Below are 14,996 nucleotides of genomic sequence, written 5' to 3'. Positions count from 1 at the left end.
GAACATGGGCATGGTCAGCGGGCTGCTGCCGGTGGTGGGCGTGCCGCTGCCCTTCGTCAGCTACGGCGGCACGGCGCTGGTGACGCTGTTCCTCGGCATCCGCATCCTCATGAGCATTCACAAGAACAGGATGCTCTCCAGAAACAGAACCGGCCCGCCAAAAGTTTTCATGGAAAGCTCCTTGTCGAATAAATGAACTAGAGATACTTGCGAGGGTCAGCAATCTTGCCCTCAATGGCGGTGGCCGCAGCCGTTGCCGGTGACATCAGGTGTACCATGCCGCCTTTGCCCATCCGGCCGTTAAAGTTACGGTTGGTGGTAGAAGCGCAGACCTCACCATCTGCCAGTACGCCGTTGCTCATCCCCAGGCAGGCGCCACAGGTGGAGTTGGTGACGCAGAAGCCGGCATCCAGGAAGATATCAATCAAGCCTTCCTTCATGGCATCGCGATAGATCTTGGGGGTGGCAGGAGAAAGAATGCCACGTACGTTTTCTGCCAGCTTCTTACCCTTCAGGATCTGGGCTGCAACCCGCAGGTCCTCAAGACGACCGTTGGTGCAGGAGCCGAGGTATACCTGATCAACCTTGTTATTGCTGAACTCAGTTACCGCTTTAACCTGATCAGGTTTGAAGTTGAAGGTGGCAACCGGTACCAGGGATGCCGCATCAATCTCAATGGTCTGCTCATAGATGGCATCCGCATCTGAACACCACTTCTGGTAGTCAGCCAGCGCAGCCTCTTTAGAGGAAAACTCATCCTGAATAAACGACCAGAGGTAGTCAACGGTGGTCATGTCAGGCATACAGATGCCTGAGGTGCCGCCAGCCTCAATGGCCATATTACACAGCGTCATGCGGGATTCCATGGTCATGGCATCTATGGTGGAGCCGCAAAACTCAATCACCCGGTCAGTGGCGCCATTGACGCCGATCTTACCGATAATGGTCAGTATCACGTCCTTGGCATACACCCCTTTAGGAAGCTGGCCATTGACATTAACACGGATTGATTTTGGTTCACGAAAGGCACAGACTCCTTTCAGGATGCCAACCTCAAGGTCAGTGGTACCTACACCGGCGGCAAAGGCCCCAAAAGCACCGTGGGTACAGGTGTGGGAATCACCCATGATGACCGTGTTGCCGGGACGGATAAAGCCTTTTTCAGGAAACAGGGCATGGCAAACACCATTGGCGCCGACATCAAAGAAGTCTTTAATGTTTTGACGACGGGCCCAGTCCCGTAAAATCTTGGCCTGTGTGGCGGTCTTTGAGTCCTTGGACGGGGTGACATGGTCAATAACAGCCTTGATTTTAGTGGGGTCAAAGACGCGGTCTTTACCTCGTGCGATCAGATCGTCAATGGCAATCGGGGTAGTAATTTCGTGGCAGAGTACCACATCCAGCTTCAGCACCTTGGTGCCGCTGAACGGCTCATCCACCAGGTGGGCGGCAAAAATCTTTTCTGCAGTGGTCTTACCCATTCTTCAGTCCTTCCTTTCCGATGTTTCAGGTTGGACAGATGTAGCAGAAAGTGGCTGGTAAGTCTACTGCTTTGGTGTGATAACACCCTGTTTTCGTATCAATAAACCGGTTTTTGAAGAACTGTATAATGGCAAATTGGCAGGATGATGGTATAAGAAAACTGTATGCGGAAATCAGCGGTAAAGGATGGAGTGATAAATATGGGCGAAGAAGAGTTACAAACGCTCTTGCAGGCGATTGCAACAGGTGAGACAACGCCTGAACAAGGTGTGGAGCAGTTACGCCACCTTCCGTTTGAAGATCTGGGATTTGCTCAGGTTGATCATCACCGCGGTTTGCGCCAAGGTCAGCCAGAGATTATTTTTGGTCAGGGTAAGACCGTAGAGCAGATTGCCATGATCATGGAGTCAATCAGTAGCCGTGGCAGTAATGTGCTGGTGACCAGGCTGGATGAGACCCGGGCAGTTGAGCTGCTGGCTGCTTTTCCCAAGGCCTTTTATCATACCGAGGCACGTTGTATGACCCTTGATACGACAGCAAAGCAGGAACAGGGGCGGGGTACCATCCTGGTCGTCGCAGCCGGTACGTCGGATCTGCCGGTGGCCAGTGAGGCCCTGGTAACCGCTCGTTTCATGGGTAATCACGCAGAACTGCTCTGTGATGTCGGGGTGGCAGGGATTCATCGGCTGTTGTCCCGTATGGAGCTGTTACGCTCGGCAACCGTATTGATTGTGGTGGCAGGGATGGAGGGCGCCTTACCATCGGTGGTGGGTGGGCTGGTAGATCGGCCGGTGATTGCAGTGCCTACCTCAGTGGGGTACGGTGCGTCCTTTGGTGGCATTGCCGCGTTGCTGGGAATGCTTAACTCCTGCGCCAGTGGAGTCACCGTAGTGAATATTGATAACGGCTTTGGAGCTGCCTGTGCTGCCAGTCTGATGAACAGGAACTAAGTATGTCTGTTTTGTACCTTGATGCTACTGCCGGTATTGCCGGTGATATGACGGTGGCTGCCTTGCTGGACATGGGTGTGCCGTTGGCCTATCTGAAGGGTGAGCTGGGCAAGCTTGGCCTACCGGAAGATGCCTTTAATCTAGTTGAAGAACAGGTTCTGCGTGGCGGCATGACCGGCAGGCATTTCACCGTTCAGCTACCCCATGAACACCAGCACCATGGTCACGGACACCACCACCGGAGCTATGCCGATATCAGACAGATGATCGCTGACAGTGATCTGAGTGTAAACGTCAAAGAGCTGGCACAGCGAATATTCCTGCGGCTGGCTGAAGCTGAGGCGCAGGCCCATCAGGTAGCTGTGGATCAGGTGCGGTTCCATGAAGTGGGAGCGGTGGACAGCATCGTGGATATCATGGGAACGGCGATTGCCCTGGACTGGCTGAAGGTGGATAACGTTTATTGCTCTGCAGTGCCGCTGGGGGGCGGCTTTGTGGAGACAGCCCATGGCCGTCTGCCGGTGCCAGCACCTGCAACGGCTGAGTTACTGAAAGGCCTGGCAGTCCATAACAAGTGCGGTACCGGTGAGCGCGTAACTCCCACCGGTGCGGCTATACTGGCTGCCTTGGCAGATCCGGTTAAGAACATGCCGGAGATGACAGTCTCAACGATTGGGCATGGAGCCGGAAGCAAAGATTTTGAAGATTGCCCCAATATCCTGCGCGGTTTTCTGGGCGAGTTGTCGGAGCAGCTTGATCATGAGGCTATCGCTGAGCTGAGCTGCAACCTGGATGATGTGACCCCTGAACAGCTGGGCTACACCATGGAACAACTGTTTGCAGCCGGGGCGCTGGATGTCTGGCATACGCCGATCCAGATGAAAAAACAGCGGCCGGGTGTGATGTTGTCATTGCTCTGTCGTCTTGACCAAAAAGAACAGATGGCGCAACTGGTGATGCAAGAGACTGGTACTCTGGGGATGCGGGTGCAGCAGATACAGCGTCTGGTGCAGCAGCGACGGATTGAGGAGTATCAGACCTCGTTGGGTGTCGTAAGGTTCAAGGTCAGCCAGTATGGCAGTAAGCCTGAATATGATGATTGCTGCAGGATCGCCCGGGAACGGGGTCTGGCTTTGCGTGAGGTGCAGCAGATTGTCAGCAGGGAGTATGAACATGGTTGTTGATCAGGAGCTGGCAGCACTGTTTCATACCTCTGGACTGACTCTTGCTTTGGCTGAATCCTGTACCGGCGGGATGATTGCAGCACGGGTGACAGATATCGCGGGTTGTTCTGCCTGGTTCAGGGGTGGTGTTGTGGCCTATTCCAATGAGGTTAAGATGAAGCTTCTGGATGTTCCTGAGCCGATGCTGGCCATGTACGGGGCAGTAAGTGAACCGGTTGTCCGGGCCATGGCTGAGGGAGCATGCAAGGCAATTGGTAGTGGTTTGTCTTTGGCAGTAACCGGTATTGCCGGACCGGATGGCGGCACCAGCGAAAAGCCGGTCGGTACGGTCTATATCGCCCTTGCTGATCAGGATGGCTGTGAGGTTGTTCGGTGCCAATTTGATGGCGATCGTGCTGCTGTGCGGGAACAGACGGTAGAAATGGGGCTTTTAATGCTGAAAAAGCGACTTACGATGCCTGAAACGGCCTGAATCAGCCCAAATTAGCTTGCCGCTGGTTGTTTTGATGTGGTACGTTTCGCAACTATTTCCAATTTTTTCCGTACCAAGGAGGTACTCCTGTGAGTGATAAGAATAAGGCTATAGAGTTGGCTCTTTCCCAGATTGAAAAACAGTTCGGTAAAGGTGCCATCATGCGCCTCGGTAATGATGAGGCATTGCCCGGTGTTGAGTCGATCTCCACCGGAGCTATCTCCCTTGACCTGGCTCTGGGGGTGGGTGGTGTACCCCGTGGCCGAGTGATTGAGATCTATGGCCCTGAATCCTCCGGTAAAACGACCCTGGCCTTGCATATTGTGGCTGAGGCCCAAAAAACCGGTGGTATCGCCGCGTTTGTAGATGCCGAACATGCGCTGGATGTTGGCTATGCCCGCAAACTGGGGGTGCGTACCGATGATCTGCTGGTTTCACAACCCGATACCGGTGAACAGGCCCTGGAGATTGCTGAGACACTGGTGCGTAGTGGTGCCATCGATATACTGGTGATCGATTCAGTGGCGGCTTTGGTACCCAAGGCTGAGATTGAAGGCGAAATGGGTGATTCTCACGTTGGCCTCCAGGCCCGTTTGATGTCCCAGGCATTGCGTAAGCTGACCGGCATCATTTCCAAATCTAATTGCTGTGTGATTTTTATTAACCAGATCAGGATGAAGATCGGGGTGATGTTTGGTAACCCTGAGACCACCACCGGTGGTAATGCACTGAAGTTTTATGCCTCGGTTCGCCTGGATATCCGCAAGATTGCTACCCTCAAACAGGGGGATCAGGTAATCGGTTCCCGTACCAGGGTTAAGGTGGTCAAAAACAAGGTGGCTCCTCCCTTCAAAGAGGCAGAATTTGATATCCTGTATGGCGAAGGGATCTCCCGCACCGGCGATGTGCTGGATCTGGCGGTTGACCGTAATATCGTTGACAAGAGCGGCGCCTGGTTCTCCTATAACAAAGAACGGATCGGGCAAGGCCGGGAGAACTCACGTCAGTTCCTGAAAGAAAATCCGGTCATGCTGGCCGAGATCGAAGCCAAGCTGATGGAACTGATCAAGCCGACAGTAAAGGAAGAAAAAGCTGAATAACGAGCAGGACTTCGGAGGTACCCCGTGGAGCTGAACGAAATTCTTACCATTGCTGTCAAGGCCCGTGGATCAGACGTCCATATCAAGACCGGCCTGCCGCCCATTGTCCGGATTGACGGCAAGCTACACCCGATTCCCAATGCCCAACGGCTTGGGCCTGATGTGGTTGCCAGTATTGCCAACATGATGATGAATGACCGCCAACGGAGGATTTTTGAGGAAAACTCTGAGGTGGATATGGCCTATGCGGTGCCGGGTCTGGGGCGTTTTCGGGTGGCCTGCTATCGACAGCGTGGGACCATTGCACTGGTCTTCCGGGCGATCTCAATGAAGATCCCTACTATGGAGGAGCTGAACCTGCCTCCGGTGTTGAAAAAACTCTGTGCAGAAGAGCGTGGCTTGATTCTGGTGACTGGCACCACTGGTTCCGGTAAGTCATCCACCCTGGCTGCAATGATCAATGAAATCAACAACAACCGGACCAGTAATATCATCACCATTGAGGATCCGGTGGAGTTTCTGCATCGGGACAACAAGTGTATCATCAGCCAGCGGGAGGTGGGTACCGATACACCGACCTTCTCAAGTGCGCTGAAAGGTGCCCTGCGTCAGGACCCGGACGTTATCCTGGTGGGTGAGATGCGGGATTACGAGACCATTGAAACCGCCATGACCGCAGCCGAGACCGGCCACCTGGTTATGTCCACCCTGCACACCATGGATGCGCCGGAGACCATCAACCGGATCATCTCGGTCTTTCCGCCGTATCACCAGCGGCAGGTACGGATTCAGATGGCCAGTATCATCAAGGGGATTATCTCTCAGCGGTTGGTGCCACGGGCTGATGGCAAGGGGCGGGTGCCTGCAGTTGAAGTGCTGCTGGGAACGGCCCGGGTCAAAGAGTGCATTGACGACAAGGACAAGACCAAACAGATCAAGGATGCCATTGCCCAGGGCTTTGTCTCTTACGGCATGCAGACCTTTGACCAGTCCTTGATGAAGCTGTTTACTTCAAAGCTGATCACCTACGAAGAGGCGCTACGTCAGAGTTCCAACCCGGATGACTTTGCCCTCAAGGTGTCCGGTATTTCATCTACCTCTGATGCAACCTGGGATAACTTTGACCATAAGGAAGAGAAGCTTGAAGAGGTGCTGAGCGAGGAAAAAATTAACGTTGACCGGTTCTAGTCAACCAGGCGACTGCTATCTGGCAGCGCTCAGGCTGCTGACTGGACAGGATTACACCTGTGCTGCCTTAAGGCGAAAATTGCAGATGAAAAGGTTTTCTGCTGAAGTGGCGCACCAGGCTGTTGAGCGGCTGATTTCTGAAGGCTACCTGGATGATCAACGTTACGCTGAACGTTTTGTTGCTGCAGCCAGGCAAAGCGGGCGGTATGTGGGCTACCGGTTGCGGCAGGAACTGCGTCGCCGGGGAGTAGCACCTGAACTGATTGATCAAGTGCTACGTAATGTTCCTGATGACGGTGATGAGCTTGCGCAAGCCAGAGAGTTGATTGAGCGGCGTTATGCTGCCTTTAATCCGCAGGAGGCAGATGATCGTCAGCGACGACGGATAGCCGGATTTCTGCAGCGGAGGGGCTATCGTGGTGATGTGGTACGTCAGCTGCTGGAAAGATAGATCTGCTTCCAATGCACCTACTTAGATAGGCTGGAAGAAAAGGAGGAGACCAGTGAAAGCTAAAACAGTCCAATCCGTAGCTGCTGTATTGGCAGGGTGGTGTATCATGCTGTTTTTGCTGCTGGTTCTGCCGGTAGGGCTGGCTGTTGCAGATCAGTCCGGTGGCAGCATTGAAGTTGAAGGGTATGCCACCATTGTCGGCGGGCGTAAGGATCAGGCCCGGGAAGCAGCCTTGCAGAATGCCTTCAGGCGAGCTGTTGAGCAGGTCGTCGGGGTGGCGCTTGAGTCGAAGACCGTGGTCAAGGACTCGGAGCTGCTGAATGATAAGATATTTTCTAAAAGTCGAGGATTCATCAAGACGTACCGTATTGTCGGCGAGAAGGTTGAGGCAGATGCCTATCGTCTTACCGTTTTTGCCTCGGTTTCCCGCCACAAACTGGAGCAGGGTCTGGATAATGCCGGGCTGCTGATCAAGAAAATGGGAAAACCACGGATTGCAGTGGTGGTAATGGAGCAGAACGGTTTTGGTAACCCTATTCCGGGCGGCGTGGTGGAGAACAGACTGCTTTCGAGTCTGGGCAAACGGGGCTATGCCATGGTTGATCGTCAGGCCATGCTGGCGGTGCAACATGAGCTCGTCAAAAATCAGGCTGATCATACTGATGCGGTGGTTCGTGCTGCTGCCGCCGGTGGGGCTGAAATTGTGATTGTCGGCCGTGCCACTGGCCGGTCAACCTCTGCCTTAAGTGGTACCAACCTGCGCCCGGTTCAGGTTACGGTTACCTGCCGTGCTATTGAGGTGGACAGCGGGGAGCTGCTGGCTACTGAGACGGCAACGCAGCAGGCCCTGCATGTTAATCCGGCAACCGCAACCAACGAGGCCTTTGAAAAGGCGGCAGATGAGTTGAGCGTCGGGCTGCAGCGGCAGATGGTTGCTGCCTGGACCAAGCGGCTGAGCGGCTTGAGAACATTGCGTATGACGGTGAGTATGATTCCTCAGGCAGATATCCGTCGTCTGCAGGATGCCTTGAAGGAGCAGGTGGATCAGATTGAAGAGGTGCATGACCGTGGCTATCGGGATCAGCAGCTTCGTCTGGATCTTGATGTAACAGGTGGTTTCAGCGACGTAATTGACGGGCTGGCTGCAGTGGGGTTTGAGCGGGCTTCCTTGAAAATTATCGGCTATTCAGCGGGGCAGGTACAGGCCAAGTGGCAGGGGCACCCCATTAAAGGAGGGCGCGTAAAATGAAACGGATATTATTGGTGCTTGGCATAGTGGTGTTGCTTGCAGGGTGCAACAATCCCGGCAAGGAAAGCTTTGAACTTGGCCGACAGTTGGAGCGCCAAGGGCGGGTTGATGAAGCGATTACCCTCTATGAGGATGCCATCACCAAAGAACAGGACAATCAGGAATATCGTGTAATACTCGCCAGTGCCCGGTCTGGTGCTGCCGCACGTTTTGTTGAGCAGGGGCGTAAACGGCTGCAGATTGCTGAGATTACCTATGAACAGTTGCGAACCGCACAAATGGATGTTGACAAGGCACAGAAGGCTGATCCGGGTAACAGCGAGGCCAAGGTACTGGCTGGAACCGTTAAATCGCAGATGGACGCGTTACTGAAGCGGGCAGAGCAGTCCTATGCCGCATCAGTAAAGGCAGCAGAGCTGAAAGACTGGCCAACTGCAGTGACCAAGCTGCGAGAGATTCGCCAGTTTTATCCAGGCTATCTGGATCTTATCATCAAGTTACCCCAGACCGAGAGCGCTGCATTAGGCTTCTACCTGAAACAGGCTGAACAGCTTCGGGCAGCTGATGATCTGGATGGGATGATTGTGAACCTGGAACAGGCACTGGCAATTCAACCTGCTAATCAGCAGATAGCAGGGCTACTGAAGGATGCCAAGGCTAAAAACACCGCCAGTGTCTGGTTCACGAAAGCGGAACAGAGTGCCAAGCAGGAGAAGTGGCTCCAGGCTGCAGATTGTCTCCGTAAGGCAGAGCTGCTGAATCCGGATCAGGCGTTGCAGGCTAAAATGACGGAACTGCGGCGCCAGGGCGCTCAGAAGATGTTGCAACACGGGCTGGTGCAGACTAGCAAGAAACAGTTTTACACTGCCTATCTGTCGCTACAGGCAGGGGGGCAGTTTTCTCCTGCCTTCATGAAAGAGGCAGAAGCGACAGACCTGCGTAAGCAGCTTGCTGCTGATATGGCTGCAAAATCTCAGGAACTGGAGGCTGGCGGCCTGTTGGGTAATGCCTGGTACTGGCTTGACCTGTCGATCCGGTTGAATGGTGGTGATCGGGAAAGTCAGCAGCGGTTACAGACACTAAAGGATAGACTGCGTCAGCGGGTAGTTAAAAAAATTGCGGTCATGGATTTTTCACCCCCAACGAATAGTACCGATGCCGGTAAACTGGTGACTGACAGCCTGCTTTCCTATATGACTAGAAATGCCAGCAGTGATGTCAAAATTCTGGCCAGGGACGTGCTGGGGGCCATCATCAAGGAGATCGAGTTTGGTCAAGCTGGTCTCTATGATATTGAAAGCGCTAAAAAGACCGGTAAACTAAAGGGAACCGATATTTTTATCTTCGGTAGTGTGTTGCAGTACAACGTGGAGAAAAGTGCTGAAGAAGGTTCCAAGATGGTCAACGTAGTGGTAGCCACCAAGCAGGTGCCCAATCCGGCATACCAGAGTTGGCTCTTAAGCCATCCCTCTCCCAATGAGGGGGAGATGGCACTTGCCCCGCCGGCATTGATGAAGGAAGAGATCCGTGAGACGGTGAAATACAAGGTGGGTACCCACAGGAAAACTGCCAACGTGGCGCTCTCATTCCGGGTGATAGATGTGGAGTCAGGGGAAGTCGTGATTACCACCACGATCAAGAGCCGTAAAGAAGCAGAGGATAAATTTTCTGAAGGTGTTGAGTTTGCCAATATCTCCTTTGATCCCATGGAGCTACCATCCGATGCCGTCTTGCTAGAGAAGGCCGTTGATGAGGGAATCGCAGAGCTGGGACGCCTGGTACTTACGCGCTTTCAGAACCGTCAGGCCAGCTACCTGCAAGCAGCTGAGCTGTTAAGCAAGAAGGGTGGCGGAGATCAGGTGGTAGAGCGGTATATGGATGCCATCGTTTCGGAAGAGCTGAAGCATGTTGCCAGTCAGGTAACTGTCCAGGCCAAAACAGGTATTGAGCAGCATCTGCAGGCTCTTGAGCGGCCTTAGCTTAGATCGTGGAGAATAAAGGCATGGAAGCCGCTAACACCATCAAACAATCATTTGCGTATGTCCTACTCTGGCTTGCTGTTGTGGGTTTGCTTTGCACGCAGGTACAGCCGGTGGAGGCGGCAGAGCAGCGGCTGAAGTCGAAGCTGGGCTGTGTGCCGTTTGTAGCCAGAACAATTGAGGCCATGGGGGTTACCGAATATCTAACCACGGTATTGCTTAATGAGCTGGAACGCAGCGGCTCTTTTGAGGTTGCAGAACGTAAGCGTCTTGAAGCTGCCATGGATCTGGAAGGCGTTAGGTCTGACTCACTTTCCAGCGCAGAGTTGCAACGGTTGGGGACTCGTATGGGTGTTGAATTTCTTGTCAGCGGCAGTGTGGCTACCCAGCCACAAGGGATGTTGATGGAGCTCAGTGTACTCAGTCTGCGTGGGCAACGGGTGGTTTTTTCGGAAAAACTGCAGGTGAGTGAGGGGGAGATTCCACGGTTGCTACAGGAGCTTGCCTTGAGAATTCGACAAGCATCTCAGGGAGCCATTGATAGTACATCAGCGGCGATAGCAACCAAGCCGCTTGCACCTGCTGCAGCTCTTGAAACAATAGGTTCAACCAATGCGATCCGCCTGCGTTGGAAACACCCTGAGCCGGAGCGTATTGTCGGCTACATGGTTGTGCGGGGCAATGATCCGCATGGTCCGTTTAGTGCTGTTGGTACGGTGACCGAGCCTGTCTATAATGACGAACAGTTGCGACTGAACGAGACTTACTACTATCGGGTGACCGCGGTAGGGCATGGCGGGATGGTGAGTGAAGCGACTGCTGTTGTACGTGGGGCCACCTCGGTTGCCCCGGCTGTTCCGATCTTCATGAATGTTGAACCTGTTCTTGGTGGAGCTGTTCTGAGCTGGCGACAACGTCCTTGTGGCGGAGCTGATGAACGGACCCTACCAAAAGGTGTACGGATCTACCGGCGTTCAACAGCAGAAAAAGAGTTTGTGCCAATTGTCAGGGTTGCAGATGACCAGCCTGGTTTCCGTGATCAGGGGTTGCAGGATGGCGTCACCTATCTGTACACCATGACCGCCTATAATCAGGCTGGCGCAGAAAGTGAACAATCAGTCCAGCTCTCGCTGACAACACCGGCAGCAACCAGCGGTCTGACTGCAGTAAGCGGTAAAGTCCGGCGTATCCCACTGAGCTGGCAGGCCCATCCTTTTGCCGGCGTGAGTGGCTACCGGCTGCAGCGAGCCATTAGCAAGGAAGGACCTTACCAGGAGCTGGCAACGGTCACTGACCGCTTGATGACCAGCTATCTGGATACAGGGTTGGCTGATAAGACAATGTATTGGTATAGAGTTGTTGCAATCAGCAAGGAGCAGGGAACAGGAGGGGCATCAAGCGAAGTCTCTGCGGTAACACGGGGACTGCCGCCAACACCACTCAAGCTGTCTGCAGCTCAAGGTGAACCTCGTCGGGTGACTCTCACCTGGGAGTCCAGTTCAGCGACTGATGATGAGTTGAGTGGTTTTTATCTGTATCGTGGTGAGCCGGGGCAAGAAAAATTAACCAAGATAGCAACGCTGGCACTTGATATCCGTTCCTATCGTGATGGTGAAGAGCCGCTTAAGGATGCTACGGCCTACTCATACGTTATTGCTGCTTTTAATGCCGGTGGTGCAATCAGCCCCTTGAGTTCTCGAGCTAACGCCACCACGAAGGCGTTGCCAAAGAAAATTGCAGGACTGCAGTTGAAAGACAAAGCAACTCGCCTTGTTAGTTGGCAAAAGGCTACAGAAACTGATATCAAGCGCTATCAAATCTACAGGAAGGGTTTGATGGGCTGGCAGAGGTTACTAGCCGTTGAAACGACTGAATGGCGTACGACTGAGACAGGAAAGCTGGAACTGTATGTGACGGCAGAGGATCTGGATGGCCTGGAAAGTGAACCTTCAGAAGTGTTGGTGGTTGAATAGGAGGTAGCATGCAACGATCTGCTAGAATTGCTGGTGTGTGTCTGGCCCTGCTGATTGTATCGTGTGTGGCTTTAACCAATCCGGTCAAGGCTGTAGCTGCTCCAAGCCACGAACCAGGGCGTTTTTCTCTATTTCAGGGCAGCTATACCACCTTTGACCTGAAACGTAAGGAAACCTATGTTCATCAGGCCGTGTTTTTACTGGATACCCAGACCGGTGAGGTGAAACGCTATATTAATAAAATCGACGAAAATGGCCGCTATATTGAAACCTGGCTGCCCACTGACCTGCCGTCAGCTGATAAACGTCGATCAGTTCAGGAAGGAAAATAGTACATGACCGGTAATGAAATTCGCGCACGTTTTTTGAAGTATTTTGAGGATCGGGGACATGTTGTGGTGGGTAGTTCAGGGCTGATTCCCCAGAATGATCCGACCCTGATGTTTACCAATGCCGGTATGAATCAGTTTAAAGACTGCTTCCTGGGGATGGAGGACCGTGGTTATTACCGGGCCGCATCTTCTCAGAAGTGTGTACGGGCCGGTGGCAAGCACAATGACCTGGAAAACGTGGGGCGGACAGCAAGGCACCATACCTTTTTTGAGATGCTGGGTAACTTTTCCTTTGGGGATTATTTCAAGAAAGAGGCGATCTCCTTTGCCTGGGAGTTCCTGACCAAGGATCTGGGACTGGATACCAGTCGTCTGTATGTGACCGTCTATACCGATGATGATGAGGCGGCCGATATCTGGCATCAGCAGGAAGGGGTGCCACGCGACCGGATCTACCGTTTCGGTGAAAAGGATAACTTCTGGTCCATGGGCGACACCGGTCCCTGTGGCCCCTGCACCGAGATCTTCTGGGACAATGGCCCGGAGGTGGGCTGTGGCTCACCGGACTGTGCCGTGGGTTGCGATTGCGATCGCTACATGGAGATCTGGAACAATGTCTTTATGCAGTTTAACCGCACTGCGGATGGCGTGCTGCATCCGCTGCCCAAGCCGGCTGTGGATACCGGCATGGGACTGGAGCGGATTACCACCGTGATGCAGGGGGCGCGCTCTAACTATGATACTGATCTGCTACAGGGGATCATTCGTCATATTGAGCGTCATAGCGGCAAAAAGTACGGTGACGATGAGAAGGATAGCGTTTCAATGCGGGTGATTGCCGACCACTGCCGGGCAGTGACCTTCCTGATCTGCGATGGAGCCCTGCCCAGCAACGAAGGCCGTGGCTACGTGTTGCGCCGTATCATGCGTCGGGCAGCCCGCCATGCCAAGATGTTGGGTGTGGCAGAGCCTCTGCTGTGCAAGATGGTGGATGCGGTTCGGGAGATGATGGGCAATGCCTACCCGGAGCTTGCCGAGCGTGAGGCCTATATCCGCAAGGTTGTGCTGGCCGAGGAAGAACGTTTTAACGAAACCCTTGACCGTGGCCTGGCGATTCTGAATGAAGAGGTCGCCAGTCTGCGTGCCAGCGGTAGTTCGGTCATTCCGGGTGAGACCCTGTTCAAGCTGTATGACACCTTTGGTTTCCCGGTTGACCTGACTGAGGATATTGTACGGGCTGAAGGCTTTAGCGTGGATGAACCGGGCTTTGAGGCCTGTATGGAGCATCAGCGGGAACTGGGGCGTGAGCATTGGAAGGGTTCCGGGGCCGCCGGTATTGCCGATGTCTATAAGGAGCTGCATAACCACGGCCTGCGTACCAACTTTGTCGGCTACGGCAGTCTGACGGCCTTTTCGCCGGTTACAGCACTACTGCGCGATGGGAGTAAGGTGCAGTCAGCAACAGCCGGAGACAAGATTGATCTGATCTGTGAAACCAGCCCGTTTTACGGAGAGTCTGGCGGTCAGGCTGGCGACACCGGTCTGATCTCCTCCGGAAGTGCTCATCTTGAAGTACTGGCAACCTCCCGGCCTTTCACGGATCTGGTGGTGCATCATGTACTGGTTAAAGAGGGGGCTCTCAAGACCGGAGATGCCGTTAATCTGACCGTTGATACTGCAGGGCGACGTGCAACTGCCCGTAACCATTCAGCAACCCACCTGCTGCAAGCTGCCTTGCGCAAGGTGCTGGGTGAGCATATCAAGCAGGCAGGATCGTTGGTTGAACCTGATCGGCTCCGGTTTGACTTTACCCATTTTACCGGTATGACGTGTGAAGAACAGCAGCAGGTAGAGAATCTGGTGAATGGCTGGATCATGGAAAATGCTGATCTGAATATTCGTGAAATGGGTATGCAGGAAGCTGTAGAGAGCGGTGCCACGGCATTGTTTGATGAAAAATATGGTAGCACCGTACGGGTCGTGCGGATTGGCGAGGTAAGTGCCGAGCTGTGTGGAGGTACCCATGTGCGGGCAGCTGGCGATATCGGTCTGTTCAAGATCCTGTCCGAAGGCGGTATCGCTGCTGGGGTGCGTCGGATTGAAGGCGCCACTGGATTTAATGCCTTGAGGTTTGTCCGTCGCCTGGAGGGTGAACGTCAGGCCGTGGCTGAGCTGCTCAAAGCAGACAGCAGCAAGCTGGTTGATCGTGTTGAAAAGCTGGTTGAGCGTCAGCGTGAACTGCAGCGGGAGGTTGAGGCGCTGCAAGGTAAACTGAATGCTGCCCAGTCCGGTGATCTATTAAGTCAGGCGCAGGATGTGGCAGGGATCAAGCTGCTTGCGGTGCAGGTACAAGTGGCAGATATCAAGGCACTACGGGATCTGGCGGATCAGTTGCGTGACAAGCTTGGATCAGGTGTCGTTGCGCTGGGGGCAGAGCTGGATGGCAAGGCTAATCTGCTGGTGACGGTAACCAAAGATCTGACCGGTCGCTTCAAGGCCGGTGAGCTGGTAGGCAAATTGGCACCGATTGTTGGTGGACGGGGTGGCGGTAAGCCTGAGCTGGCTCAGGCCGGTGGCAGCCAGCCTGAAAAATTGCCGGAAGCCCTGGCGGCAGTAGTCGGACTCATGGGATAGTG

At 53.8% G+C, this 14,996-nt stretch carries 13 protein-coding genes; 12 read left to right on the top strand and 1 reads right to left on the bottom strand.

The window, feature by feature from the left end; all coding sequences use genetic code 11:
* The coding region (locus OEL57_RS01885) for an FtsW/RodA/SpoVE family cell cycle protein (protein ID WP_300736297.1) at nt 1-196 on the top strand (196 nt) is incomplete at its 5' end.
* Between the two features lies 1 nt (nt 197).
* Here the strand turns inward: OEL57_RS01885 and OEL57_RS01880 are convergent.
* Nucleotides 198-1,481: a 3-isopropylmalate dehydratase large subunit gene (locus tag OEL57_RS01880; RefSeq protein WP_300736295.1), complete on the bottom strand. Its 1,284-nt coding sequence runs from the start codon at nt 1,479-1,481 to the stop codon at nt 198-200.
* 201 nt (nt 1,482-1,682) lie between these two features.
* Here OEL57_RS01880 and larB point away from each other — a divergent pair, with 201 nt between their 5' ends.
* From larB to alaS, 11 genes are all read left to right on the top strand, one after another.
* The gene (gene larB, locus OEL57_RS01875) at nt 1,683-2,432 is read left to right on the top strand and encodes a nickel pincer cofactor biosynthesis protein LarB (protein WP_300736300.1); all 750 of its coding nucleotides are present in this window, start codon (nt 1,683-1,685) and stop codon (nt 2,430-2,432) included.
* 2 nt (nt 2,433-2,434) lie between these two features.
* Nucleotides 2,435-3,616, top strand: coding sequence for a nickel pincer cofactor biosynthesis protein LarC (gene larC / locus OEL57_RS01870; protein WP_300736292.1), 1,182 nt, complete (start codon nt 2,435-2,437; stop codon nt 3,614-3,616).
* A complete protein-coding gene (locus OEL57_RS01865; protein WP_414718494.1) occupies nt 3,600-4,088 on the top strand; it encodes a CinA family protein in 489 nt (162 codons plus the stop codon). Before larC ends, OEL57_RS01865 begins: the two co-directional genes overlap by 17 nt.
* Nucleotides 4,089-4,177: 89 nt before the next feature.
* Complete coding sequence (recA, locus tag OEL57_RS01860) at nt 4,178-5,188, top strand: recombinase RecA (protein ID WP_300736289.1); 1,011 nt, start codon at nt 4,178-4,180, stop codon at nt 5,186-5,188.
* A 24-nt stretch (nt 5,189-5,212) separates the two neighbouring features.
* Nucleotides 5,213-6,376: a type IV pilus twitching motility protein PilT gene (locus OEL57_RS01855; RefSeq protein ID WP_300736286.1), complete on the top strand. Its 1,164-nt coding sequence runs from the start codon at nt 5,213-5,215 to the stop codon at nt 6,374-6,376.
* Nucleotides 6,363-6,827, top strand: a complete 465-nt coding sequence (locus tag OEL57_RS01850) for a regulatory protein RecX (protein ID WP_414718493.1) — start codon at nt 6,363-6,365, stop codon at nt 6,825-6,827. Before OEL57_RS01855 ends, OEL57_RS01850 begins: the two co-directional genes overlap by 14 nt.
* Nucleotides 6,828-6,879: 52 nt before the next feature.
* A complete protein-coding gene (locus OEL57_RS01845) occupies nt 6,880-8,076 on the top strand; it encodes a flagellar assembly protein T N-terminal domain-containing protein (RefSeq protein ID WP_300736280.1) in 1,197 nt (398 codons plus the stop codon).
* Nucleotides 8,073-10,055: a CsgG/HfaB family protein gene (locus tag OEL57_RS01840; RefSeq protein ID WP_300736276.1), complete on the top strand. Its 1,983-nt coding sequence runs from the start codon at nt 8,073-8,075 to the stop codon at nt 10,053-10,055. Before OEL57_RS01845 ends, OEL57_RS01840 begins: the two co-directional genes overlap by 4 nt.
* Nucleotides 10,056-10,078: 23 nt before the next feature.
* Nucleotides 10,079-12,028, top strand: a complete 1,950-nt coding sequence (locus OEL57_RS01835) for a fibronectin type III domain-containing protein (protein ID WP_300736273.1) — start codon at nt 10,079-10,081, stop codon at nt 12,026-12,028.
* Nucleotides 12,029-12,036: 8 nt separating this feature from the next.
* Nucleotides 12,037-12,360: a hypothetical protein gene (locus OEL57_RS01830; protein ID WP_300736270.1), complete on the top strand. Its 324-nt coding sequence runs from the start codon at nt 12,037-12,039 to the stop codon at nt 12,358-12,360.
* A 3-nt stretch (nt 12,361-12,363) separates the two neighbouring features.
* Nucleotides 12,364-14,994, top strand: coding sequence for an alanine--tRNA ligase (gene alaS, locus OEL57_RS01825; RefSeq protein ID WP_300736267.1), 2,631 nt, complete (start codon nt 12,364-12,366; stop codon nt 14,992-14,994).
* Nucleotides 14,995-14,996: the final 2 nt, after the last annotated feature.

The organism is Trichlorobacter sp. (genome assembly GCF_030247655.1).
In the GTDB taxonomy this organism is placed as follows: Bacteria; Desulfobacterota; Desulfuromonadia; order Geobacterales; family Pseudopelobacteraceae; genus Trichlorobacter.
This window is presented reverse-complemented; position numbering and strand designations above follow the sequence as displayed.